The sequence below is a fragment of the Sphingobacterium multivorum genome, from assembly GCF_900457465.1.
GTDB classification, from domain to species: Bacteria; Bacteroidota; Bacteroidia; order Sphingobacteriales; family Sphingobacteriaceae; genus Sphingobacterium; species Sphingobacterium multivorum.
This window is the reverse complement of sequence record NZ_UAUU01000009.1, coordinates 912,379-936,383: the sequence shown is the minus strand read 5'-3', so window position 1 is coordinate 936,383 and position 24,005 is coordinate 912,379. Positions and strand designations below refer to the sequence as shown.

Genomic DNA, 24,005 nt, shown 5'->3' with positions numbered 1-24,005 from the left:
TTTATGAAAAGAATATTAAGAAATATTATCCTGTCTTGTCTATTGCTTCAGATTGGATCAATTTATGGACAGACAGCAGCTAGTCTGAATCAAAACTATCTGATCTCCCGTACGGCCCGTACCACTTATGGTTCATCGGGATTGCTTGACGGAAAGCCTGTGGAAAATGTGAACGTTAACATTCAATATTTTGATGGATTAGGGAGGGAAGTCCAAGCTATCCAGATGCAGGGTAGCCCATTAAAAAATAATATTGTCCAATATCGTGAATATGATGCGGTAGGAAGGGAAGGAATAAAATACCTGCCTCATGTAAAGACTGGAGTTACAACTGGTTTGTTTACTACAACCGCTAAAGCCGATCAGTTGGCCTATTATGCGACAACAAATACCTGGGATCCATCCATTGTAAAAACAACTAAGCCTTACGCTGTAACAGTATTTGAAAAAAGTCCATTAAACCGCGGGGTAGAACAGGGAGCACCGGGAGTTCCATGGCAACCTGCTTCCATCCGGGACAATGTGACATCGGGAACAAATTCAGGGAGAACTGTAGTAACTGAATATGGGACGAATAATAAAAATGACGTACGCCTCTGGGCAATGAATACTGCCAATACCGGAGCAACTTCCAGCTATTATGCCATGGGTGTTCTTAATAAGATTGTATTCAAGGACGAAAACTGGGTCAAGACAAATGGCAGAATGGGGACTGTTGAGGAGTTTAAAGACATTTCCGGAAATGTCGTTTTGAGGAGGCATTGGGAAACGGATACTAAGAAACTGGAAACGCAATATGTATACGATGACTATGGTGACTTGAGGTTTGTCCTGCCACCGGGATATACAGATACGACTTCAGTTTCAGAATCAACAACGGGAGATTTTCATGAATTGATGTACGCTTATAAATATGACACCCGCGGCCGGCTGATTGAAAAGAAGCTTCCGGGAAAAGGTTGGGAATATCTGGTCTACAATAAAAATGATCAAGTAATATTGAGTCAGGATGCAAATCAGCGCGTGCTTAAACAATGGAATTACATAAAATATGATGCTTTTGGGCGAGTTGTTTCTACTGGTATATATACCAATGCAACAACAGGCCAAACGACCCGTGCCCAAGTGCAGGCACTGGCTGATGCTGTAATTTCGCAGTGGGAAAACCGGAATAGCGGCACAGCATATTCGCTGACGAGTTTTCCAAATGACGGAAGCCAGCTATCTGAAAGGATGGTGTCTTATTATGATAATTACGATTTTAAGGCAACCACATTATTACCAGTAACGAGCGGCATCGGAAATACTCTGATTGTAAAGGGACTGTTGACCGGTACCAAAACGACAAAAGATGATGGCACACTTCCGCTTTTGGCAGTAAATTACTATGACATAAGGGGACGCCTTCTTGAAACGGTATCAGAAAACCACCTTGGTGGAGTTGATAGAACTACAAACACCTATAATTTTTCGGGAGATCTTCTCACCAGTAAACGCCAGCATAGGATTGATGGTGCACCTTCTGTGACAACAGTTTTAACTACGAATGAATATGATCATGTAGGGCGTCTTACGCAGACCAAAAAGAAAATTAATAGCCAGGCTGAGGTGCTCCAGAGCCTATTGGCCTATAATGAAATTGGTCAGTTGAAGGGCAAATCGTTACATAGTGAAAATGGTGGCACCAACTTTCTGACAAGCCTAAATTACACCTACAACGAAAGAGGCTGGCAAACTAAGGTAAGTTCGGTACAATTTACCTCGCAGCTGAATTATAATGTCAATGGTACAGCAGTGCTAAGTAATGCGCAATATAACGGAAATATAGCGCAGCAACTTTGGGGGCATGCAGCTACTACAAGCAGCACATTTACCTACTCTTACGATGTGTTGAATAGGTTAAAAAGCGGTGTCAGCACGGGTACGGTCATGAGCGAGGCTTTGACCTATGATGATATGGGCAATATAAGGACACTCATACGGGATAACGGTACGGCAATTACTTATAGCTATAATAACAATAATAAAAGTAACCGCCTTGCGACTTTGTCAGGCGGACTTATTGGAACCTTTATATACGATTTAAATGGGAATACGACGAAAGACCGTACTGGTATGACCTTAACTTACAATTACCTGAACCTGCCCAAAACGGTCATTAATACGAGTAAAAATATAGCATACACATATGATGCTTCAGGTAAAAAGTTGAGTAGGAAATCTACCGTTAATGGAACTATGGCTCAGCAGGATTATATTGATGCTATTGAATACGGTAGAACAGGCAGCGCTGCCCCCACTATTGAACGTATTGCGACAGAAGATGGATTTCTACTGAACAATGCAGGAACATATAGTTACTACTATAATTTGACGGATCACCTAGGAAATGTACGTGTGGCCCTCAAAAAAGATGGCACATCGACGGCTCCATTAGTTACGATTGTACAAAGGCAGGATTATTATCCATTTGGTAAAACCAAGTCTCTATTGACAGGAATAAATAATAAGTATCTTTATAATGGTAAGGAAATGCAGACGGACTTGAATGGTGGCTCGCATACCTTGGGAAGTTCTTATATATTGGAGGGACAACTGGATTATGGAGTTAGATTTTATGACGCAGAGATAGGTCGGTGGAATGTTGCTGATCCATTGGCTGAGACAATGAGACGACAATCGGTATATAATTATGCATTTAACAATCCAATACGCTTTATCGATCCTGATGGAATGCGACCGAGAGCTATGCAGGAGGAGAATATAAATATTTTGACTATGACGAAGGTAAGATGGTTACAAGTGGAGATCCAACTATTTAGACCATAGTGAAGAAGAGGTGTTGGCTGAGAAGCAATTAGGAAATGATCAAGATGATCCTCCTAAAAAGAAATTAGAGATAAAACCTAGAAATTACTTTGGCTCGTATTATATTGGTCCGAATAATCCAAAAGATGAACGGGGGGAAGATAATTATGATCCTAACCCCCTTTCATTGCTTGATTTCTTTGCATTAATTCATGATCGTAAGTACGACAAAGTTGATGCAAAAGGGCCTACTGATGCGTTGTTAAATACGAAAACGTTGGATGCAGATATTGAATTGACACTAAGATCATTGGGATACTCTTCATTGATGAATTCAATGAATAATTATGAATCTGGAAAAGGGGCACTTGTAGGAGCGGCATTTTTAGGGATTTCCATTTCAAAAACACTACAAAAAGGCGTAGATAAGGCTTTTAATGGCATTTTTCAGCCTGCAAGTAATAAGAATAAAGTTAAAGAACAAAAGTAAAAAATAAAAATATGAAAAGAACTAAATTCCACCGATCTATAATTTTGTTACTTCTTTTAAGCAGCTTCCTTTTTTCTTGTGATTTCATCGCTGCCGGCAGTAATTTAATGGCAGAACGCTATAAATTTGAAGTAACACAGGATTCTCTTATAAAGAAGATAACTGCTTATAATGAGAAAAGTATTCAAGACTCAGTATTTAAAATTAGTGATAAAAATCCATCGTTCTACAGAGGTTATATTAATGATATAGAAAATAATGATATTTATTGGGTTTTAATTCCAGTTGCATCTGATGCTCCAACTGAATTATTGCTAATCTCTGTAGAAAATAGGGTGTCAGGAAAAATAATAATAGTTAATCAAGAACCAAAATTGGAAAAAGAGATCAATTCAAGGAAAATTGTTGTCAAAAATTTTAAAAATAGAGTTTTAGATAAAATAGGATTGAAATATAAGCACACTGGCAATGCAATGAACAAAGTTTACTAGTCATCTATCAAGCGATTATAGAGCAAGCAGAAGTTGGGCATAGCCCTACTTTTCTTGCCCCATTTGCCTAAAATGGGGTTTAGAGTATCCTCCAGGGATACTCTCTTCACTTAATGCTCGCATCAAGCCACTTTTTAGTATACTGGACAGTATACTTTAAATCCATTCCACCATGAAAATAATAGGCTGTATATCAAATAGGCAATATATCTAGCCTTAAATTTATTCATATAGCTATATATCAAATTTTATAAAAAATAAACTAAATAGATTCTTAGAAGTTGAGAGTTACCTCTTCAATGCAAAACACTTTGTGAAATGATATTTTTTTTAGTAAATTTATATTAAAACATTAACGAATGCTAATACAATTTGGAATAGACTATGGGCTAAAGCCTAAATTCGGAATAATTGGTGATATCAGTTTTCAAGAAAATTATGATAAAGCAAAATGCAAAGGCTTAGTTTACGTCCATTGTCCAGATAGCACAGGAAAGGAAATGCCTTGCGAGTTTGGTTTTATGATGCAAGAAGAACGGTATGCTGAAAAATTTCTTGATTCATTAATTGCCTGGAAAGAGAAATTAGACGATAGTAGAGCTATAGATTTAGAATTTTTCGAATACGAGAATGGAGATTACCTTCTCTCAATATCACCAAATGTAAAGCTGTTAATTGAAAGTATAATTCCAGACCACCTTAGGGACCACGTTGATCCAGCTGTAGTCCAGATGTATCAGGGGAAAGGAGGAATGAAAATTAGCCAAAATTATAGAAATTTTAAAGAAAACTATTTAAAGGGGAGAAACATTGCCGTACGATATTTTCTTGTAAACGAACACAATCAGATTATAAAACACTTGCGTCCTAAACGTTTAAAAAGTGGCGGTGTTTAGATATAGCAAAGTTGCTATATTTAAATCGCAAAATTATAACACACCGCCATGATAAATTTAAACGTTTTTAGTCAGATTTTATCTCTTATCGACCGCGAATTATTCAAAGATTTGGTTTCAAAGCACAAAAGTGACAAACATCAGAAAGGGATCAACAGCTGGACGCATCTAGTCAGTATGCTTTTCTGTCATTTTTCCTCGGCAGATTCGGTTCGTGATATTAGTAACGGTTTACGCAGTACCACTGGTAATCTGAACCACTTAGGTGTAGTAAGAGCTCCAAGTAAGTCTAATATATCCTATATCAACACACACCGTACCCATGAACTTTTCAAAGATCTTTACTATTCTGTTTTGGATAGGCTTTGGCAAAAGGACACCCATTTTCGCAAAGATCTTGGTCAGCTAAAGCGTAAAGTATATCTGATGGATGCCAGCATCATCCCCTTATGTCTATCTGTATTTTGACTGGGCTAAATTCAGGAGCACCAAAGGTGCGGTAAAACTGCACACCGTTCTGGATTATGATGGCTGCCTGCCTGTTTTTATGCAGATTACCGATGGAAAAGTACATGAGAGCCAGCGGGCCGGTAGTTACAGTTTTTCTAAGGGAAGCGTGGTGGTAGTGGACCGTGGCTACGTGGATTACAGCTGGCTTGGGGATTTGGACAGCAGGGGCTGTTATTTCGTTACCAGGAGTAAAACCAACATGAATTACAAGGTTATCAAATCATATCAGAGTGAAGCACTCTTGGAAAAGGGAATCATTAAAGATGAGATCATTGAGCTTTCCGGTGCTGCCTGCAATAAATACAATTCCAAACCGTTACGCCTGGTCCACTTTTGGGACAGCACCACTGGTAATGAGTACCACTTTTTGACCAATAATACTAAATGGAAGGCTTCTTTGGTGGCAAACATCTATAAACAACGCTGGCATATCGAAGTCTTCTTCAAGCATCTAAAGCAGCGCTTAAAAGTATCGACATTCATAGGGACTTCTGAAAATGCAGTGATGATACAGATCTGGACTTCACTGATCGGCATATTACTGTTAAAGTACCTCCAAAAGAAGGCCAAATATGATTGGAATCTTTCCAATCTTGTGGCATTTATCAGAATGAATATCTTCGTGAAAATAAACATCTGGAAATGGATAGATGATCCATTTGTCAGGCCTCCGGTCAAAGGAAAAAATGGACAGCTGAACATCTTCACGGAATGAAAAGTAGGGGTCAAAATTCAAATGAGCAAAAAATCAATGGTTGTAACACAGAAAACGACTCCTAAAATTTATTTAGGACACATGTGATTATAAAAAGAAGTGAAAAATATTTTGTGAAGACTGAGTTTCAAATTTTCAATAGAAAACAATTTAGACGATGAATCTAAATTAAATCCCATACTAAATCGTAACATCAAACGATCGAAACCACCCAAAATAAAAAAGGGATGATCGGGAAATTCATTGACAATAGGAATAAAAAGCTTAAATATTTTTTTCCCTGTAAACATATCAAAGATTAATGAATGAAGGATGGTTATCAGAAGTTGTCTCTGAAATCAATAAGCGATATTCAATGGATCAAGTTATACAGGCTGTTAGTAATTTAATTTTTATGGAAAGGTTAAAACAAAATGATACAATAAAAATCGACACAGCTAGAAGTGGCTATGATCTTGAATTAATCAAATATTTATCAGAAAATTATGAATCCTTTAATAGTTACTTTCCTGACAGTAGTATATTCAATAAACAAAAAATAGAAAAACAGATACGCCTTGATGAACAGTATTTTAAGAAACAAACTAATAATATATAATTATGACAATTTTAAGTGAAATCGTTGCCTTTCTAAATCAGGATCCGACTGGGATCGCCAGTTCAGTGATCGCCAGTGCTTCTTATGATTTCTTAAAAAACACGCTTAATTTCAAGAGCCTAAAAACTAAAATAGGGAAATTATTCAGGAGTGAAAAAGAGACCGAAATTTTCATACAGAATCTATGTGAAAGACCTGCGTCAAATAATGTTGAGAGTGACATAAAGGCTTTGTACCAGGAAACGACGGGCAGTCAAGCCCCATTGGATATACAATCGCTCTTAGTAGACTGGCTTAAAGAAAATAAACACGCGATTGAAAATATAAACAACATACAAATTTCTCATTCAAGCGGCTTTAATATCGGAGTACAAAATGCTGCAAGAGATATTATAAATATACAGGGGGATTACAGGGCTACTAAGGATTCTGATGCAGATCAATAAACAGGAAGCAGACACGATAGTCAACATTGCTGGAAATCTTATTAATTCAGGAGAGCTCCGCATCAATACGGTGTATCTAAATGTAGATGGGAAGCAAGTAGAAGCATTTACGCAATCCGATCAATCTGCCCTGAAAGTCCAATTCAATATAAATTACCTCACATTTCTTCAAAAAAACTTTGAAGGTAAGAATCTTATTAAACGTTCTGCCTGCACAGAAATCGAGGAACTTTTGGATACGAAACAGGAATTGGCTGTAATCGGTCAACCCGGCGTGGGAAAAAGCTGCATGATGTATGAACTTTCAAAATCATACGTAAATGTCGTTTATCTTAATCTAAAAAATAAATCACTCAAGACAGTCCTGCTGTATTTTATCAATAAAATTAATGAAGTCAACAGTCAGCCCCTAACCTTTATAGATGATATTGATATTTGCCTGGAAATATTGCAGAGCCTATTGATCAAAAGCAAAATGATCTTCTTTCTTGATGAGTGCGAGGCAGCAGTTGATTCATTTGAGAGAATACTGCTGCTCAATAAATTTGAAAATAAATTTCTGTACACTTCTCAGAATAACCTGCCATTCACAAATAGCAGAATTGAAATCTTTACACTTGGGACATTTGACATTGAGGAATCCCGACAGTATTTAAATCAACAGGGGCTAATCCTTGATATCTTAACTTTTAATGAGCTGTACGATGTTTCATGTGGGAATGCACTTTACCTATATTACTATAGCCAATATAGTGTCAATCCTCTCCCTAAGGATCTTGCAAACTACCACAGATCAATATGGGGAAGTCTCTCTAACAAGGAAAAAGAATGTCTCATCTTTATTTCACTTTCTTATCTTCCCATGTCAATTACATCGTTGGTTTCACTTGTTTCTTTTGAAAGCTTGCAGGAAGCCAGCGAATTTATAAGCAGATTACGCTTGGCAACAATATCAGATGATGGGCATTTATCTATATTCCATCCCTCATTTAGAGATTTTATTTCAGATGAGCTGGCAAGATTTTCAACTTTAAAAACTTATAAAATTCGGCTAGGAGAATATTATCAGGAAGAGAACGACTATATTCAGGCGACGTTTCTTCTAATTGATGAGAAACCGGATGCAATACATGAATTTGGTTTTGAAGCTTTACCTGGGCTTGTAAACAGGGGTGATCTTGAGCTTGCCAATCGTCTCATAAATATCCTGCTTACTAAAAAACAATCCTCATATGTTACAGGCTACCTTAAATACCATCTTTACGGGAATCTCCGCTTGCTGAATAGAGCAAGAAAGGCGGATGATATTCTCGAAGAAGCACTGAAACTTCTAAAAAAAGCAAAAGACCGCAAACTTTATTTAAGCGCATTAATGGGCAAGGCTATTGACCTTATTGAAAGAGGAGAACATCAAACAGGAATCGATCTCGCAGATTCTATTCTAACAGATAAATCCTGCTCAGATGAATTGTTTAAAGGCCAGCTATTGGTTAGCCTTTCCAAGATATATGTTGACCTCCACCAATTCAAAAAAGCTGCGGTTGCAGCAAAAACAGCCTATGATTCGTTTGCAAAAGAAAACCATCTCCATGGGTTGATATCAAGCCTTTCAAATTTAGCCTCTGCATTGGGATGTACAGATGACCAGAAAAAACTTGCAGAGGAATATGCGCTGAAATTACTCCAACTCCCATTGGAAAAAATAAATTATGGTACAAAGTTGATTGTCCTAAATGTCTTAACATCCTTAAACCGTCAGAACGGGAATTATGAAGCAGCAAAAAAGTATGGGTATGAAGCAGTATACCTTTGCCAGCATTATAAACTTGAACAAAAAGCAATTTTGAATCTTACCAATTATGGGAATGTAATTAGGGATACCGGAGATCTAACGGGAGCAATAGCAATCTATGAAGAGGCATTAGAACATAGTGTTAAGCTCGATCTACCTAAAGAACAATCAAGGGTCTGCTGGATTTTATCAAGTATCTATGCTGAGCAGGGCGAACAGACGAAAAGCTTAGAATTTATAGCGGTTTCGATCTCGATGGCCGAGAGGGTCAATTATCTTTATGGAATGGCACATGGACTAGATGAACAGGGAGCACTACTCTCAGAAATGAAGAGAATGAGTGATGCCGGTGCTAGCTACGAGAAGGCATTCCATATATTCAATTCAATGGACGACATGGTCAGGGAAAGTAGAAATTGTCTCACGAATGCAATCTTATGTTATATGGAATCCGAAGAATCCGACCGGCTCGAAGGACTTATAAATCTTTCATTGGATAGCTTGGAAACCAGCCGTTTCATCGACCTTGGAGGGATTTCCGATTACGACAGAATCAATATCGATGTACATAATTATTTCCTCAGAATAGGTAAAAAGGCAACAGAGTCAGTAAATGCACCAAATTTAATTCAGTCATATCTCAATTATTTAAAATATTGCAAAAGAACTCCTCTGGTCAGCAGTAAGGATTTTAAAAATTTATTACTTCAGCTCAGTAAAAATGTAAACACAAACAAATATATCAAAGCGAATCTTGCTGTCCTCATCGAGCAATCAAGCAATTTATTAAACCGGAAAGATTTATTGGACGTCATCGAATCTTTAGACCAACAGTTAGAGGGCTTTTTTGCGAGGGAAACAGAATTTGAGATAATTTTCTTAATAAGTTTGAAAGAAGGATTCAATATTGAAATAGGAGTATTAAAAGACGAATTGACCAACATAAAATTGACTATTAACTTTATATTATTTTTATACTCACTTCCAAAGTGTCTATGCTTTAAAGGAAACAAAATGGAATCGTTCTGTAAGATTAACATGATTAACTACTCTACACTTATATCCCATTTAGGTAACACTAAAGTGCCGTCATTTAATTTTGATGATTTCATACAAGTAACGATCTTAAATCGACCGGACTATACGATACCTCTTTTTGTCGTTGTGAATGATGACTTTGAGTCTTTTTCAGATCTCATGGAAAAAGAAGAGAACAAATGTAATTTCTACTTTATCCGAACATTGATTAATGAACTTATCGGACATTTCCACCATGCCAAAAAGAATATTATCTGGAAATACGCAAAGTCTTTAAGCCAAGAAATAGCTCATCTATATGATTATACAATGATTTCTGGCCAGGCGGAAACCCAATCTGATTTTCATGTTGATCTTTCCAAGCTTGACGAAGCATTTAATTCAACTGATTATGAATGATATAAATAAAATTTTCAAGCAAGCGATGTACTTGCTCATTCCTCCTCCAACCCATAAAAACGAAATCCCCACTTTGGGTATTGGATTTTCAAATCGAGAATTACCTTTGACCGCAAGCAAATTGCTGAAATTAGAGGATGTCGACTTTATTCTTAATCTTCATATAGTAGGAATGTGCGTAGATCTAGTAGCTAGTGATAGTAAAAGTTCTAAAGATGTATTTCGAGCGCACTTAAATTGTGATTTAAATGAAGTCAACAATTTCAGAAAAGTAGTTAAAAACAATTCAAAGGTGCTTTTGTATTGGGTGTCTTTGAAAATTGCGAATTTTACGTATTATACGAAGGCAAAAATTTTGAACCTTTTATGGTTAATAAAATACAATTTATCGAGAATTGATGAATATAATTTTTATCACTTAGGACTTGTTATAAGAATATAGATGCTTGTGAGATCTTTTCGGAAAGACAAGATAAAAATACTCTAGAGTCTAAAGCCTTTTTCGTGCTAAACCCGCCTGCATTTATTCTATTCCAAACGAAAGGAAGTGTATATAAATTCATTTGTAATAAATTAAATCTATGTCAGCACACTACTTTAAAGCAAGAAAAATACTTGATTTTAAGTCACATCCTTTCTCAATCGGAACTATAAAAGGAGTTCCTAGAGGATATGAAGACAATCATTTTCTTTTAAAATCTATGGTTTAAAACGTGAGGTATTTGACGATTACTATCAGTACCATCTGGAATATTATATTTCCAGTGAAAACCGTTCAGAAAAGAAGTTCTTTTCCCATGTGTGGCATATCGTTTCCGATAGGATCGATTATTTTAAAGGCCAGAGTCCCTATTCCTCCAAACATCCGCTCTATGTTTCCAATATTGGAAAGCTGAATGAATTCTTGGATTTTCTCTCACCGCTGGACAAATGGAATATCAGGCCAAACGATATGCTGATTAAGGAAAAGGATGAACAGATCTCGAGATTGCAGTCAGAACTGGAAATCCTGCTAAAGAAATTGGCCGATCTTGAAAAATACGAAGTGTCCGTCAAACCGATGATTCAAGACGAGCATCTTCCAACTTTTATCGACCTGCTCCAACAGATGAAAAACCTGACACTTCCGAATGGAAGGAAGCTATTGGTCAGCGACTACGAAAGCCCTTATTACAAAATGGTATCGAAATATTTCGTCTACAATGGCAAAGATATACCTGTCAATACCGCCCGGAATTATTTCGTACAGAAAGATCCAAAAGATTCCATGAAAGGCGTCAAAATTCCTGATGATAAAAAACTGTTCCAGATAATCCCCATAAAACAGGATTAATAGCGATCCTGTTCGAATGTTGAACATGACCAGCGGACTCCGCTGGTCATCCAAACAGCCTTTCGTGTACCCAATTTTGTACCGGTGGCAGAGCACAAATGTCGAGCCGGTATTGTTCACAAAATTGGTATGCTTATGGTATTTGATATCCTGACAAAAGAAGATTTACAGCAGTTCAAGAAAGAACTGCTTGAAGAGATCAAACAGGTTTTAAAAAGAGAAAATCCAGGGAACAGCGGAGATAAGGAATGGCTCCGTAGCAGGGAGGTCAGAAAGAAACTGGACATATCTCCCGGAACCTTGCAGAACCTACGGATCACGGGCATCCTACCCTTTAAAAAGATCGGGGGCAGCATGTACTATCGCAGCAATGATGTCGATAAAATGATGGAGGGAGGTAATGGCAATGGATAACGGTATGCAGGATCATTACTTTAGCTCATATTTGGAGCAAACAGCAAAAGATAGCAGGTTGCTTCCATCGCACATCGGGTTGCTCCTGGCAATGTTCTATTATCACCGAAAAGAGCGTCCCGGGGAATTCTTTCATTCCAGCCGTAAAAAACTGATGCATTTTTCGCGTATAAAGTCGATTGCGACCTATCACAAATGTCTTTCTGATCTCATCCTTTATGGATATGTGGATTACATACCCTCCTGGCATCCGACAAAAGCTAGCAAGTTCCGGTTTATCATTGACGATAATCCCGACAGTAATGGCTAGATCAGATGAGAATATACGGTCAGTCCGCTTCCCAGTGGAAGTGGATGGCCGTCTGGCACTGCTCTCCCGTAAACTGGGCAGGACCAAGCGGCAATTGGTGATGGAGATGGTTGATTATTTTTACAGGAGCAAGAAAGACCCTGCTGATCTGAATGATGAAGTCCTGAAAAAAGAACTCTCCAGTGGGGTAAACCGTATCCTTTCCTTTATCCGAAAACAGGAGACCGATCTATTGGTTCCCCTGTATTCCATGCTGGACGAACTTGGTGCTGTCACCAAACAGCAATCCGGTCTAATTGATCTGATTTCCGATGAACAGCAGAAATCGTCCGAATTTCTAAAGGCAAATACGGAATATCTCGGGAGTCTGGATAAAGTCCTTAAAAAGATATTTCTGGGGATTACCCAAAGACAGGAATTAAAGGATGGTTTCAGGAGGATCCTTGAACATTACATCGCCCAGCGGGAAACACTGGGCTGGCCGATATCTACCACAAAGAAAGAAGAACTGGCAAGGCAGGTCAGGGAAGCACTGGATAAACTTTAGCCGTTATGTATATCAATATCACGGATTCCGAAACAGGAAACAATCAAGGAAGTTGTGGCGATCTTGTCGGCTATCTGGAAAAAGAAAACCGTTTGACCGATAATAAAAAACAGGAACACTGGTTCAATGGAGAGCGGAACGATATTAAACCCCATGAGGTGCGCATCGGGATTGATGGCAATATTGCCAAACTGGGCAGGCAGGACAGTAAGTTCTTCCTGCTCAATATCTGTCCCAGCAGAAAGGAGATCGATTTCCTGCTGGCTACTTATGGTGAGGATGGTGCAAAAGAAAAATTAAAGGAATATGCTGCACGGATCATGGATGAATATGCGCGTAATTTTAAACGCCCGGGAATAGAAAACAACAAAGATCTGTTGTGGTTCGCCAAACTTGAAAACTACCGGTACTATAGCCATAAAGATCGTGAGGTCAAGAATGGCACGAGAAAAGCGGGGCAACGAAAGGAAGGTCCACAGATGCACATTCAGGTCATTGTCAGCCGAAAAGACATCACCAATCGTATCAAACTGAGTCCACAGAACAGGTCCCGGGGCAGGAATGTGGAACATTCCAAAAAGCTGGGACAGTTTGACCAGATGGCCTTTAAGCAGTGCGGGGAAACTGTATTTGACAGGATGTTTGGTTTTGACCGAAAACTGAAAGAAACCTTGCAGTATGCGAATATCATGAAGAATGGCAATGCGGAGCAGAAGGCAAGGCTTCATACCTTTGACAGGCTCCTGGAAAGAGGGGCTATCCCAAAAATGGAAGATGGCTGGACAGATAGGCTACTTGCTAAGCCCGCTCAGGACAGACCTACCGTACTTGGGGATATATTATCCTCATTTGCCACAAATGGCCTTGGACTCCTGGATATGCTTCTTGATCCTGTTCAGGAGTTTGGCGGTCAGGGAACGGTCACTGATGAGGAAGAAAGAAGAAGAAAACGAAAGAAGAAAAAAAGGGGCCTGCGGAGATAAAAACGCTATTCAATTAATTATGGAAGTGGATAGAACAATGATCCAGCATGATACAAAAATTATCTGCTGGATCATTATTTCGGCTTTCCCCAAGCTATCACGCTTCATTTTTTCGGCAAATGTAGGATAGATATATAGTTTACTGAATATAACCAAAAACTTATATACAGTAAAAGATATAGACACATATCTACGGTTACATATTGCTGGCAATATGGATATTCATCTTCACCGCTTCTGCAAATTTACCCAAGATGGCACAAAGGTCAAGGGTATATTAAACGCCCCTACGCACGCATCCATCGCTTGCGCCCTTGACCCAATTGTGCCGTCTTGGTTTTTGGTGGCCTAAGCGGTGAGGATGGAATGGTGTGTCCCGACCATCGGGCAACAAGGGGGGAGTAAATATGTATTTATCAGAACAGTAATAAGCTATTTCAGAGTAACAATCGAAAATGGATGAATAGGGAATGTTATTTTTATAAAGCTGACCATGATCAAGACCGATAGAGGGAAAACAATAAAAAAGATAGACGCCCCAACATATAAAAATGTCAAATAGACCAAATAAATCGTATATTAGGTTTATTTGCTCAATTTCACAGGTTAAGTTGGTGCTACCAACTTATTAATAACTTAAAGCATGAAAAAATTAAAATCATTAGTATTTATCCTATTGATTGGAATAGGAATTTGTAGTGCCCAAACCGAAAACCACTTTGTCGACCTGCCTTCAACCGATCCGAAAACGACTTTTGAGAACGTATTACAGCTTTTTCTTTCGAGCGATTATTTTGTCCTTTCGGCGGATAAAGGCTCGGGGCTTATACAATGTAAAATCGTTAACGATGACAGCAAAGTTTTTACAAAGCTAAAGGTAGAGATTCTCGAATACAATCTCCTTTTACGAGAAAACAAAGATAAAGGTACACGGATATATATTCAGGCCAACCTTAAACAAAAAATTCGTTCTGCGAGCGTGAATAACGACGGAGTTTACAATGATGATGTCGGTGTCACTAAAAAGCCAAAATATTATGAACCCTTGATAACATTCCTCAAATCCAATTTGAACTAGAGCTTGTATCGGCATACGGATAAACCTCATCACTGTTACAGGGTTTTGGCAGAAAACTGCGTATTACGCATAGAACGATTAAACATAGTTTATTTTTAGTTTTCGTATCTCTATAAATTAATCGAACGGATCGTTTTTTGTTATTTTCATCTGTTTACACTCCTGCCCCAACTGAGACATCTTACCTTTTGGTTGCCTTAGCGATGACAATAGTATCGATTGTCCCAACCTATTTGGCCCAAGTTCTTAATTCTTCAATTTTATACATCATCTGTGACACTCAAACAATCCGAAAAATCAGCTAAAATGTGATTTAACTCTTTTGTTTTTTTTGTCCCAGATAAAGAATCTTTCCACTTTTTAGGATAACTCTTAAACTATATCGCCCCTGGAGAACAAAATAGTTTCTGTTACGGAGCAGATCCAAGCCATAGATCCGATAGAATTTTGTCCGTTTATGTTCCACCAGATAAGCTTCTTTTATCGCGTACCATGGTATAATCACGAAATGCGGGTATAACGGAAAGAACCGAAATTGAATCTCCCTGGATGTGATCCGTAATTCCATTTTGATCAGAAGAAAATAAACGGTAAACAGGACTGACAACGGGGCACCTGCAATAAAAAGAATATTACCGGCAGGAACATTGCCAAAAGGCTGCCCCAATACAACCTGGACTATAAATTCCGCGACAAATAGAATGTTTAAACCAATCTGGATGATCCAGAATAAAGAGCTGGTAATTTTTTGTTTTTCCCGGTACAGTATTGCCATATTATTCATTGTATTATTTTGGGTGAAATAATGTGCCTAGAGGAAATCAACATTGATAAGGCTTCCTTATAGTATTTCAGACAGGTTCATTAATTCTTTTTACTTCAACTGTGACATATAGCGGTATATAAAATCGGGGCTCTTGAGCCGCTCTTTACCATATTTATTGATCTGGTCGGCATATTGCATCAGTGACCCGCAGCCGGCTTTATTAAAGAGTTTTCGGAGACCTTTATCCCCTGAAATATCATAAAGCAGAAAAGCATCCATGCAGTCGATCATAAGGTGTTTTTTGTCCAGCAGTTTGAGCTTGGTCATTTCTTCCAGCTTATTGCCCTCCGGTGTTCCCGAATTGGTCAGGAAGAGAAAAGTCCGGATCAGCCACTTGTCCCGCTGGAGCGAGATGATAAAGTAGCCCACTTTGTAGGTAGCAAGATAACATTCCAGCAGTACATAATCCTTTTTTACAATGGTTTTAGCCGTGCCTTCCCGTATGACATATCCAATATAGGCCTGCACATAACCCCGCCAAAAAACTGCCCGCTCTTCGAAACGTTCAAGTGCATGCTGCTGGGCGTATATTGGTAGGGCGATATCATCGTCGACATTGATTAATCCCAGCTGGCTCGGTCTGATGGAGATCCAGTCAAACTCATCTACTTTGGTCGCTGAGGGCACTCCCATGCGGACAACCGTTCTCTTCTTTCCGTCAACATCCTGCAGGGCGGTGGAATGGGACAGCCTGTGCACATGGATTTCGTTTGTCCCGCCGAACTGTTCAACCGCCATCCGGTCAAAACTGAACCGTACAGTACCTTTATAAAAATCATAGAGCTGCAGGTCATTGAGGCTCATGATCTGGATAATCTTCATCCGCTGCTCGGCGAACCATTCGGTAGTGGTAAAATAGGGTGCGAAAACTTCCCTTAATCTGGAAAACCCTTTTATCCTGCCACCGACCCTATACTGGATATAATGCAGGAGTACCAATGCATCGGTCAGAAAACGGGCATAGGAAATCTTCTCGCCCAATAAGGTCTCGATATGTTGACCACTGAGCAGCTCAGCCAGAGTCTGTTTATAGCTTCTCAGCTCTTCGGCATTCAGGACACGTTTGCCGTGGGGTATCACCCTAATATCGGGATAACGGTATAGGTATAAAAGACGGAGGCTACTTTCTGGCAGTAGTTCGAAATATCCGATACCGACCATTTTCTCACAGATAATGCGTAAACGATGGTAAAACACCTGCCGGCGGGCCTGTTCTTTTTGGCCAAAATTGGTTTTTCTGTGGCTGGATCTACTCATACGCATTTCTTTTTATCTGACAAGCAGATAGCTTATTTTCACTTTTGGTGTGATATAAATACTCATTAAGTTAATAAAATTTGGGTATAATACCAACTATTAGAAGGCGGAAGTGGACTGTGGCTAAATTGGTGTCACTTTTTGGATTGAGGGAGGATAGTAAGCATAAATAATATTTTGGGCGAAATCTAAAGTAAACCTAGCATAAGGATTCATATTGAGCATGTGAAGAACAGATGCCTAGATAGCCAATAAGCTAGTCCAATAATAGGTAACTTTGTTATTAGGCATGTAAGCAGATAAATTAGTAAAGCACTTATCAGACAGGCTAATGCCAGTAAAGAAAAAAGGCCCCCACCCCGAGAGATAGAGACCAAGTTCTCAATTTTAAATTTCTTGAAATGAAGATATTGTCTAATTAGTCTTTAAAGACCGAATCTCTTTTTTCAACTCTTCTATTGTTCGATTTGCTTCAGATAATTCCTCTCTACAAATTGTATGCGCTCTTAACAATTCATTATGACTTTCAAGCAGATTAGTATATTTCTGTTGAACTCCTTCAAACTGTAATTTCAACTCTGTATAACTCTTCTCACCTCCAACTGGATTGGACCGGAAATAGGGTGCCAATTCAGGGAAATCAATGGAGAAATCATGAGGTATAGCCTTCCCATATTTTACCATGATTGAATCGGATAAAAATTCCTTTTTAAAATGATTATACAATGTATTAGATTTATACCCAGCTCTTTGAGCGATACTCTCATTCGTATCTGTACTCAACGACACTGCGATATATAAAGCTAATCCTCTCCCTATATATTCTTTATCAGTTACTCTGCTATTCTTTTTTCTCACAAAAAATATTATCTCAATTGATATAAAGATACGCAGGCTTTATGTTGATAATAAAATTGAAAATAAGTTGATTTATATTGATTTTTATTTATATTTGTAATATAAAGTGTTTGTAAAACTATTTTTTTATTGATTTTAATGGAGTAAAATAGAATTAAATCAATAAGATTGGATCAATTGAAGTTAACGAACTCTCGTATCTGAATTTGGCGATTTGCAATGCGAGTGTGAGTACTGCGTCAATTTTCCTATCTTTGAGAAATCTTTTCTCAGGGTAGGGTTGACGCTTGCTTAGACCATGCATTGCAATATAATCTTCGGGTTATACATTGAAAATTACTTCCCTGAGAGTAGTGAGTAAAGGTTTCGCCAAAGCCTCAGATGCAAAAGGAAGGCAAGTAGTCAACCCACTTTTAGCTTTTCGAGAGTTCTTAGAAATAAGAACTGATGAGAACAACAAGAATACAAGATAAGCATTATTGTATGCCATCAAAGAATGGCACCAATAGCGCTTATCTTGTTTTTTTCTCTAGCAAAAAGCAACTGCTTCAAAAATTAGCTTGTCCCCCCGAATAATCAGGTGAGATAACCCTATACCGCTCCCTCTTTGTCCCGACCGAATCCGTCATAAATTTTCCAAGGGCTGGGAGCGGCTATTTTATAGCCCTAAAAAAAACAGACCAATTTTCATCGAAGAAATGAACGCTATCAGCGTAACGGGCAAACCATACCCTGATTTTTTCGACCACAAACAGACCCTATTATGATCACACTTATACTATTACTACTAAAAGATATCCTAAAAACACGCCTTTACAGGGGGAACAACCTGTTAAAGATGCTCACGGCAATTTTCGTTTCTATGTTTAGTTTATGCTCAGCACAGTCCGTGGAAACACGGGCTGATGCCGGGCAGACTACCACGAAGATAACACGGGAGACTATCCCTTATTTCGTTACAACCACTGATAAGGATGATATCCGGGGGCAGATACTACATTTTAACCCTGATGCCAACCTGGCCAAATATCCCTTGTTTGAATATAATGTGAAGATGGACCGGATACCTCCGCTTAAAATAGGACAAAAGGTACCAGACGATATTATTGATCTACCTATACGCATAGCTGGCGATAGATACGGCAGGGACAGTGTCACGCTAAGGGAACTCTCTGCGGGCAGGATGCTCGTTCTTGACTTTTGGGCAACCTGGTGTGCTCCCTGTCTCGCTTCGATGGACAAATGGAAGCAGCTACAGCCAAAGTATGGCGATCATGTTCAGTCTGTCGGTCTCATGCTTGACTATGATTATAAAGCTGAACTCACCGCCAGAAAAAGGGACTGGACTTCGCCACAGCTTATAGGCCCCGAGGTATACCTGCTAAATGCCTATTTCTGCGGCACACCGGTTACGGGCCCCTCGGCATGGATAAAAGACGGAATCTTGGTCGGTATTACCGATGCGGCAACCAATATCGAGCCCATCCTCGAAAAAATGGATACAGGGGAAATTACCGCCATTCCCGAGAAGTATATGTGGAAATCACCATTTTAACAGAGAGGAGATATGAAAGAACGAATTATTATTACGATCCTATTTATTCTGTCCATTCTAACTGTAGAAGCACAGGTTTCGGGCCACGTAAGGGATGAAAACAGTGCTCCCCTGCACGGTGCCACACTGGCACTAAAGGGGTCAGGTATTTCGGCAAAGACAGACAAAAACGGCTTCTTTTCTTTTGGTAAAATGGAGCTACCGGACAGCCTGACCATCAGCTTTATGGGGTATAACACGCAGAGAATAGCGGTTACCTCAGCCAATGGCAACATATCTATTGTTCTACAGAAAAGTAGCCATACTATTGAGGAGGTACAGGTTGTCAATACCGGATTTTACAGTATCCCAAAAGAAAGGGCTACGGGATCTTTTACAGTCGTTGACAATAAACTGCTGAACCGTTCGGTGGGTGGCAATATCCTCCAGCGGCTCGACGGCGTCACTCCCGGAGTTCAGTTTATCACACCAAATGGCACCAAAGCATCCGACATCCGAGTAAGAGGACTGGCGACCATACAGTCGGATGCGAGCCCGCTCATTGTTGTCGACAACTTTCCCTATGACGGTGATATCAGCTCCATAAATCCCAATGATATTGATAACATCACGATCCTGAAAGACGGTGCCACAGCATCTATATGGGGAGCACGCGCGGGAAATGGTGTGATCGTGATCACAACAAAAAAAAGGACAATATGGACAGAAAGGGCAGCTTTCCATCAATAGCAATGTAACTATTGGCCAAAAACCCGACCTGATGTACAGCCGGAACCGTCTACCCTCTGAGACTGTCATGGCGATTGAAAAAGAGAAATACGAAAAAGGAGGGTATTATCTGGAAAATGCACAGCAGACTGCTTTTCCAGCGTATGTGGAAATGCTGATCGCACGGAATGAGGGAACACTCAGCCCCGAAGAATTTGCGCGGCAAGAAGCTATTTTAAAAAATACAGAGGTTCGTCAAGAAGCGATGAAGTATCTTTACCAGCCCGCCATATACCAGCAGTATGCGCTTAATGCACGTGGAGGTGGTGATAGTTTTACCTATTATGTCTCGGGCGGATATGACAAAAATCGCTCCAGCGAAGTTGGAGCCTTCAATGACCGAATAAATCTCAACCTACAAAACACCTTCAGGCCATTTCCCCATCTGGAACTGTCCACAGCACTTTGGTACAGCAGACAGGCGAATCAGAACAATCAGATCACATTGGACGATCTCAGGGGAAATGCCACCAATATTGGTCTTTCTCCTTACACCCGCTTATTTGATGAAAACGGAAATCCTGCATCTGTCATTAAAGAGTACAGACAGCCTTATGTGGACCAGGCAGCGACTAACGGCTTACTTGACTGGCAATATCGCCCACTGGAAGAGCGAGGTCTTATGGACAGACGGGGAAACAGCGACGAGCTCAGGGCAAACCTTGGGTTGAGGTACGATTTTCTCCGGCATTTCAACATCAACGCTACTTATCAATACATAAGGGGAAGCTCATCCAGTACAGCCGAGTATGATAAAGACAGCTATTACGCGCGCAATATCGTCAACCGCTTCACACAGGCCGACGGCACACGGATTATCCCCTATGGCGGAGTATTCCGCGAGCTGCCGTCCACCTTTTCGCGGAGCCATTCCGCACGCGCACAGCTGGACTATTCACAGAAATTTAGCGAAGAACATGAGATAACGGCACTGGCAGGTGCTGAGATCAGGGAAATGATACAGCTTACCGACCCGGGCTATACGCTCTACAATTATGATCCCGATCTGATGATCGGGGATAATAATTACAACTATACCGAAAATTATAAGACACGGCCCAGCGGCAGGTCAAGACTACTTGCCCCTCCTTCTGCAAAACAGCAGCTTACAGACCGTTACCTGTCCTATTTTGGAAATGCGAGCTACACCTATAAAGCCAGATATATTCTGTCCGGTTCACTCCGATGGGACGGGTCAAATCTGTTCGGAGTAAAAACCAACCAGAAAGGAACGCCATTATGGTCCGTGGGCGGAAGCTGGGAGCTTACCAAAGAACCCTGGTTCAGATTGCCTGCCATGGATTATCTACGCCTGAGAGCAACTTATGGAGTCGCAGGAAATGTCAATAAAAATGTAAGTTCCCTTCCAACTATTGAACATGCTGCAACCAATGAAAACACCGGGCTTCCACAGGCGATTGTGCGAAGTATCGGAAATCCATCCCTGCGCTGGGAACAGGTAAAAACATTTAACCTGGGGCTGGATACACGATTGCTAGATAATCGCATTTCGGTAAGCGCCGATTATTACGTAAAAAATGCAAACGACCTGATCGGAGCAAGCGTACTTCCACCCAGTAGCGGAATTTATCCGGAAAGCTTTGCTGAAAGCTCGAATCTTGTCAACTATGCGAACCTGAAAACAAAAGGAATGGACTTACAGATCAGCAGCCGAAATATCCGTGGGGCTTTTAACTGGAACAGTATGCTTCTTTTTAATATCGTCCATAATGAAGTCACCCGATATTCAGCAAATAATAATATAGGATTATACAATTATCTGCTTCCACCTTCTTTTCCCGTAGTCGGTAAAAGCAAAGATATTTTATATGCCTTACCTAAATATTCGCTCGATCCTGAAGATGGTACAGTGCTCATGTTTATAGATGGACAACGTGCCCGGAACGGAGTGGAATATTATAACAGTCTTTCGCCAGGAGATCTGATTGGCGCAGGCGTCACCGTTCCGACCGCTTACGGCTCCTTACGGAATGAGATCAGATGGAAGAAAATGAGCCTGTCTTTTCTTATTTCATGGAAAATGGGGCATGTATTCAGACGTTCGACAACTGTTCCCGACGGAGAATATAGGTTGCAGTATCATATGGATTATCTAAAACGATGGCAAAATCCGGGGGACGAACGCTGGACAGACATACCGGCAACATCGCCTAACCCTTCAGACAATATGTACAGCATGTTTGAACAGTATGAAAATTTTGTGACCAGCGGCAATCATCTGAGGCTCCAGGATCTCAGCTTTTCCTATGATTTCCCTGCATCCATGTTACCAAAATCGGTGTTTAAGAATATGCAGTTCTATGCATATGCCCGGAACCTGGGGATAATCTGGAAAGCTAACCATTACGGTATAGATCCTGATTATCCTAATGCAGATTATGTTGCGCCAAAAAGTTTTGCTTTTGGGCTGAGGTTGGACTTTTGATAAGGAAACTATGAAAGATTTAAGAAACTATTTGATTTTTTGCCTTGCCATTATTTTGACAGGCTGCGGAAAAGATTTTCTGGATGCGAAGCGGACATCCAATCAGGTTGTGCCCAAGACTGCTAAGGATTATCTGACGATCCTGAGTAGGGATAACATGTATTATACTTCAAGCGATCTGGCCTATCTTGGAGCCGACGAATATTATGTCAAAAATTCCGCAGACCTTGTTGCGGGCTCACAGTATACACCATTCCATCAGTATGCCTATACCTGGCAGGACAATCCCTATGGAAACCAGCGAAATATCAAGGACTGGGATTTAGCATATGAAAGGATCATGTACGCCAATCTCGCCCTGGATGTTGAGTCTGCCCCAGCCGGTCAGGGTGAGACCGCTGACAGGGACAGGGCAAGGGTGGCCGCCCGCTTTCACCGGGCATGGAATTTTTATCAGCTAGCCCAGCTGTTCTGCAGTCCATATAATGAACCAACTGTTGCACAGGATCCAGGTTTACCCCTGCGACTAGATTATGATGTTTCAGTCAGATATGACCGCTCATCATTGAAAGAGGTTTACGACCAGATAATCAATGACCTGACGGAAGCAGAGAATATTCCAATAGTAGACGATACCAACCCCTATATGCCGGGCACCACCGCAGTGCAGGCACTTTTGGCAAAGGTTTATCTCCAGCAGGGAAAGTTTGATATGGCACTCCGATATGCAGATATTGTTTTACAAAAGAAAAAGGTGCTGATAGATTATAATAAGCTGACGGGGTCAGTCACTGATATCTATGGAAGCTATTTTGCGCCTTATGGCAAAAATAATCCGGCTATCATTTTCTACTCGGCTGCAGCTGTCGGTGGTGTATTGGGAGCTACAAGAAGAACCGCAGACACCATGTTTTCTCGTTCTCTTGACCAGCATGATCTCAGGAAAAAAATTTACTTCTTCAAACGGCCCGATGGCACCCAGGCATATACCGGTTCATACTGTGGTTATGGGGCGAATGAATCCTTTACAGGACTCAGCGTAGAGGAAATGTTACTGATCCGTGCAGAATGTCGGGCCCGCTCGGGTATGGATCAGCAGGCTTTAGATGACATCAACCTACTTAGAAAACACCGAACTGACGCTGACGCATATCATGAACATAAACTTTCCGATGTGTCCGATATATTAACCTATGTTCTGACTGAAAGAAGAAAGGAATTATACATGCGCGGTATAAGATGGGAAGATGCCCGAAGGCTGAACCAAGAAGGGAGATATCCGGTCTCTTTTACCAGGATTTTAGATGGTATAAAATACTCGTTGGCGCCAAATAGTAAAAAATGGGTCTGGCCAATTCCGCAGTCAGAAATTGATGCAAATGGAATCGAGCAGAACCAGAGATAGGAAAGGGAGGCAAATTTGCCTCCCTTTTTTGGATATGAACCG

At 40.1% G+C, this 24,005-nt stretch carries 23 protein-coding genes; 20 read left to right on the top strand and 3 right to left on the bottom strand.

Annotation, left to right across the window (positions count from 1 at the left end):
* Positions 1–3 precede the first annotated feature (3 nt).
* The 16 genes from DTA23_RS15620 (at position 4) to DTA23_RS15545 (ending at position 14,848) form a co-directional block, all read left to right on the top strand.
* Positions 4–2,829 (top strand): DUF6443 domain-containing protein, encoded by a 2,826-nt coding sequence (locus DTA23_RS15620; RefSeq protein ID WP_112375237.1) that lies wholly within the window; start codon positions 4–6, stop codon positions 2,827–2,829.
* A gap of 13 nt (positions 2,830–2,842) precedes the next feature.
* On the top strand, positions 2,843–3,298 hold the full coding sequence (locus tag DTA23_RS15615) for a hypothetical protein (RefSeq protein WP_146753086.1): 456 nt from the start codon (positions 2,843–2,845) through the stop codon (positions 3,296–3,298).
* A gap of 11 nt (positions 3,299–3,309) precedes the next feature.
* A complete protein-coding gene (locus DTA23_RS15610; RefSeq protein WP_146753085.1) occupies positions 3,310–3,789 on the top strand; it encodes a hypothetical protein in 480 nt (159 codons plus the stop codon).
* A 359-nt stretch (positions 3,790–4,148) separates the two neighbouring features.
* Positions 4,149–4,685 (top strand): hypothetical protein, encoded by a 537-nt coding sequence (locus DTA23_RS15605; protein ID WP_112375234.1) that lies wholly within the window; start codon positions 4,149–4,151, stop codon positions 4,683–4,685.
* 48 nt (positions 4,686–4,733) lie between these two features.
* A complete protein-coding gene (locus tag DTA23_RS27765) occupies positions 4,734–5,153 on the top strand; it encodes a DUF4372 domain-containing protein (protein WP_218565390.1) in 420 nt (139 codons plus the stop codon).
* On the top strand, positions 5,116–5,910 hold the full coding sequence (locus DTA23_RS15600; RefSeq protein WP_218565389.1) for an IS4 family transposase: 795 nt from the start codon (positions 5,116–5,118) through the stop codon (positions 5,908–5,910). The genes DTA23_RS27765 and DTA23_RS15600 overlap by 38 nt, the downstream gene beginning before the upstream one ends.
* Before the next feature lie 301 nt (positions 5,911–6,211).
* Complete coding sequence (locus tag DTA23_RS15590) at positions 6,212–6,508, top strand: hypothetical protein (protein ID WP_112375232.1); 297 nt, start codon at positions 6,212–6,214, stop codon at positions 6,506–6,508.
* A gap of 2 nt (positions 6,509–6,510) precedes the next feature.
* Positions 6,511–6,954, top strand: coding sequence for a hypothetical protein (locus DTA23_RS15585; protein ID WP_112375231.1), 444 nt, complete (start codon positions 6,511–6,513; stop codon positions 6,952–6,954).
* Positions 6,941–10,183, top strand: a complete 3,243-nt coding sequence (locus tag DTA23_RS15580) for a MalT transcriptional regulator family protein (protein WP_112375230.1) — start codon at positions 6,941–6,943, stop codon at positions 10,181–10,183. Before DTA23_RS15585 ends, DTA23_RS15580 begins: the two co-directional genes overlap by 14 nt.
* On the top strand, positions 10,176–10,625 hold the full coding sequence (locus DTA23_RS15575) for a hypothetical protein (RefSeq protein WP_112375229.1): 450 nt from the start codon (positions 10,176–10,178) through the stop codon (positions 10,623–10,625). Before DTA23_RS15580 ends, DTA23_RS15575 begins: the two co-directional genes overlap by 8 nt.
* 357 nt (positions 10,626–10,982) lie before the next feature.
* The gene (locus tag DTA23_RS15570) at positions 10,983–11,516 is read left to right on the top strand and encodes a hypothetical protein (RefSeq protein ID WP_256603938.1); all 534 of its coding nucleotides are present in this window, start codon (positions 10,983–10,985) and stop codon (positions 11,514–11,516) included.
* A gap of 135 nt (positions 11,517–11,651) precedes the next feature.
* Positions 11,652–11,930 carry a helix-turn-helix domain-containing protein gene (locus DTA23_RS15565; RefSeq protein WP_112375451.1) on the top strand — a complete coding sequence of 93 codons (279 nt, stop codon included), beginning with the start codon at positions 11,652–11,654 and terminating at the stop codon, positions 11,928–11,930.
* The gene (locus DTA23_RS15560) at positions 11,917–12,240 is read left to right on the top strand and encodes a hypothetical protein (RefSeq protein ID WP_112375228.1); all 324 of its coding nucleotides are present in this window, start codon (positions 11,917–11,919) and stop codon (positions 12,238–12,240) included. The genes DTA23_RS15565 and DTA23_RS15560 overlap by 14 nt, the downstream gene beginning before the upstream one ends.
* Entirely contained in the window at positions 12,233–12,787 is a 555-nt protein-coding gene (locus DTA23_RS15555; protein ID WP_112375227.1) for a BfmA/BtgA family mobilization protein, read from the top strand. The genes DTA23_RS15560 and DTA23_RS15555 overlap by 8 nt, the downstream gene beginning before the upstream one ends.
* A gap of 5 nt (positions 12,788–12,792) precedes the next feature.
* A complete protein-coding gene (locus DTA23_RS15550) occupies positions 12,793–13,770 on the top strand; it encodes a DUF5712 family protein (RefSeq protein WP_112375226.1) in 978 nt (325 codons plus the stop codon).
* Between the two features lie 643 nt (positions 13,771–14,413).
* On the top strand, positions 14,414–14,848 hold the full coding sequence (locus tag DTA23_RS15545; RefSeq protein WP_112375225.1) for a hypothetical protein: 435 nt from the start codon (positions 14,414–14,416) through the stop codon (positions 14,846–14,848).
* A gap of 313 nt (positions 14,849–15,161) precedes the next feature.
* Here DTA23_RS15545 and DTA23_RS15540 read toward each other — a convergent pair whose 3' ends face one another.
* From DTA23_RS15540 to DTA23_RS15530, 3 genes are all read right to left on the bottom strand, one after another.
* Positions 15,162–15,623 carry a hypothetical protein gene (locus DTA23_RS15540; protein ID WP_146753084.1) on the bottom strand — a complete coding sequence of 154 codons (462 nt, stop codon included), beginning with the start codon at positions 15,621–15,623 and terminating at the stop codon, positions 15,162–15,164.
* A gap of 99 nt (positions 15,624–15,722) precedes the next feature.
* Positions 15,723–16,931, bottom strand: a complete 1,209-nt coding sequence (locus tag DTA23_RS15535) for a hypothetical protein (protein ID WP_112375223.1) — start codon at positions 16,929–16,931, stop codon at positions 15,723–15,725.
* A 414-nt stretch (positions 16,932–17,345) separates the two neighbouring features.
* Positions 17,346–17,789 carry a hypothetical protein gene (locus tag DTA23_RS15530; RefSeq protein ID WP_112375222.1) on the bottom strand — a complete coding sequence of 148 codons (444 nt, stop codon included), beginning with the start codon at positions 17,787–17,789 and terminating at the stop codon, positions 17,346–17,348.
* Positions 17,790–18,552: 763 nt separating this feature from the next.
* Between DTA23_RS15530 and DTA23_RS15525 the strand changes: the two genes are divergently transcribed.
* Genes DTA23_RS15525 through DTA23_RS15510 form a run of 4 tightly spaced genes read left to right on the top strand, consistent with a single transcriptional unit; the run spans position 18,553 to position 23,963 of the window.
* Positions 18,553–19,344: a TlpA family protein disulfide reductase gene (locus DTA23_RS15525; RefSeq protein WP_112375221.1), complete on the top strand. Its 792-nt coding sequence runs from the start codon at positions 18,553–18,555 to the stop codon at positions 19,342–19,344.
* Between the two features lie 12 nt (positions 19,345–19,356).
* Positions 19,357–20,073 (top strand): TonB-dependent receptor plug domain-containing protein, encoded by a 717-nt coding sequence (locus DTA23_RS15520; RefSeq protein WP_112375220.1) that lies wholly within the window; start codon positions 19,357–19,359, stop codon positions 20,071–20,073.
* 31 nt (positions 20,074–20,104) lie between these two features.
* Positions 20,105–22,558 carry a SusC/RagA family TonB-linked outer membrane protein gene (locus DTA23_RS15515; protein WP_112375219.1) on the top strand — a complete coding sequence of 818 codons (2,454 nt, stop codon included), beginning with the start codon at positions 20,105–20,107 and terminating at the stop codon, positions 22,556–22,558.
* A 10-nt stretch (positions 22,559–22,568) separates the two neighbouring features.
* The gene (locus DTA23_RS15510) at positions 22,569–23,963 is read left to right on the top strand and encodes a RagB/SusD family nutrient uptake outer membrane protein (protein ID WP_112375218.1); all 1,395 of its coding nucleotides are present in this window, start codon (positions 22,569–22,571) and stop codon (positions 23,961–23,963) included.
* Positions 23,964–24,005: the final 42 nt, after the last annotated feature.

Excerpts from the sequence above, each read along its gene's own strand:
- DTA23_RS15620 (WP_112375237.1), top strand. The coding sequence starts at position 4 with ATGAAAAGAATATTAAGAAATATTATCCTGTCTTGTCTATTGCTTCAG.
- DTA23_RS15610 (WP_146753085.1), top strand. The coding sequence starts at position 3,310 with ATGAAAAGAACTAAATTCCACCGATCTATAATTTTGTTACTTCTTTTA.
- DTA23_RS15605 (WP_112375234.1), top strand. The coding sequence starts at position 4,149 with ATGCTAATACAATTTGGAATAGACTATGGGCTAAAGCCTAAATTCGGA.
- DTA23_RS27765 (WP_218565390.1), top strand. The coding sequence starts at position 4,734 with ATGATAAATTTAAACGTTTTTAGTCAGATTTTATCTCTTATCGACCGC.
- DTA23_RS15600 (WP_218565389.1), top strand. The coding sequence starts at position 5,116 with ATGCCAGCATCATCCCCTTATGTCTATCTGTATTTTGACTGGGCTAAA.
- DTA23_RS15590 (WP_112375232.1), top strand. The coding sequence starts at position 6,212 with ATGAATGAAGGATGGTTATCAGAAGTTGTCTCTGAAATCAATAAGCGA.
- DTA23_RS15585 (WP_112375231.1), top strand. The coding sequence starts at position 6,511 with ATGACAATTTTAAGTGAAATCGTTGCCTTTCTAAATCAGGATCCGACT.
- DTA23_RS15580 (WP_112375230.1), top strand. The coding sequence starts at position 6,941 with ATGCAGATCAATAAACAGGAAGCAGACACGATAGTCAACATTGCTGGA.
- DTA23_RS15575 (WP_112375229.1), top strand. The coding sequence starts at position 10,176 with ATGAATGATATAAATAAAATTTTCAAGCAAGCGATGTACTTGCTCATT.
- DTA23_RS15565 (WP_112375451.1), top strand. The coding sequence starts at position 11,652 with ATGGTATTTGATATCCTGACAAAAGAAGATTTACAGCAGTTCAAGAAA.
- DTA23_RS15560 (WP_112375228.1), top strand. The coding sequence starts at position 11,917 with ATGGCAATGGATAACGGTATGCAGGATCATTACTTTAGCTCATATTTG.
- DTA23_RS15555 (WP_112375227.1), top strand. The coding sequence starts at position 12,233 with ATGGCTAGATCAGATGAGAATATACGGTCAGTCCGCTTCCCAGTGGAA.
- DTA23_RS15550 (WP_112375226.1), top strand. The coding sequence starts at position 12,793 with ATGTATATCAATATCACGGATTCCGAAACAGGAAACAATCAAGGAAGT.
- DTA23_RS15545 (WP_112375225.1), top strand. The coding sequence starts at position 14,414 with ATGAAAAAATTAAAATCATTAGTATTTATCCTATTGATTGGAATAGGA.
- DTA23_RS15540 (WP_146753084.1), bottom strand. The coding sequence starts at position 15,623 with ATGGCAATACTGTACCGGGAAAAACAAAAAATTACCAGCTCTTTATTC.
- DTA23_RS15535 (WP_112375223.1), bottom strand. The coding sequence starts at position 16,931 with ATGAGTAGATCCAGCCACAGAAAAACCAATTTTGGCCAAAAAGAACAG.
- DTA23_RS15525 (WP_112375221.1), top strand. The coding sequence starts at position 18,553 with ATGATCACACTTATACTATTACTACTAAAAGATATCCTAAAAACACGC.
- DTA23_RS15520 (WP_112375220.1), top strand. The coding sequence starts at position 19,357 with ATGAAAGAACGAATTATTATTACGATCCTATTTATTCTGTCCATTCTA.
- DTA23_RS15515 (WP_112375219.1), top strand. The coding sequence starts at position 20,105 with ATGTACAGCCGGAACCGTCTACCCTCTGAGACTGTCATGGCGATTGAA.
- DTA23_RS15510 (WP_112375218.1), top strand. The coding sequence starts at position 22,569 with ATGAAAGATTTAAGAAACTATTTGATTTTTTGCCTTGCCATTATTTTG.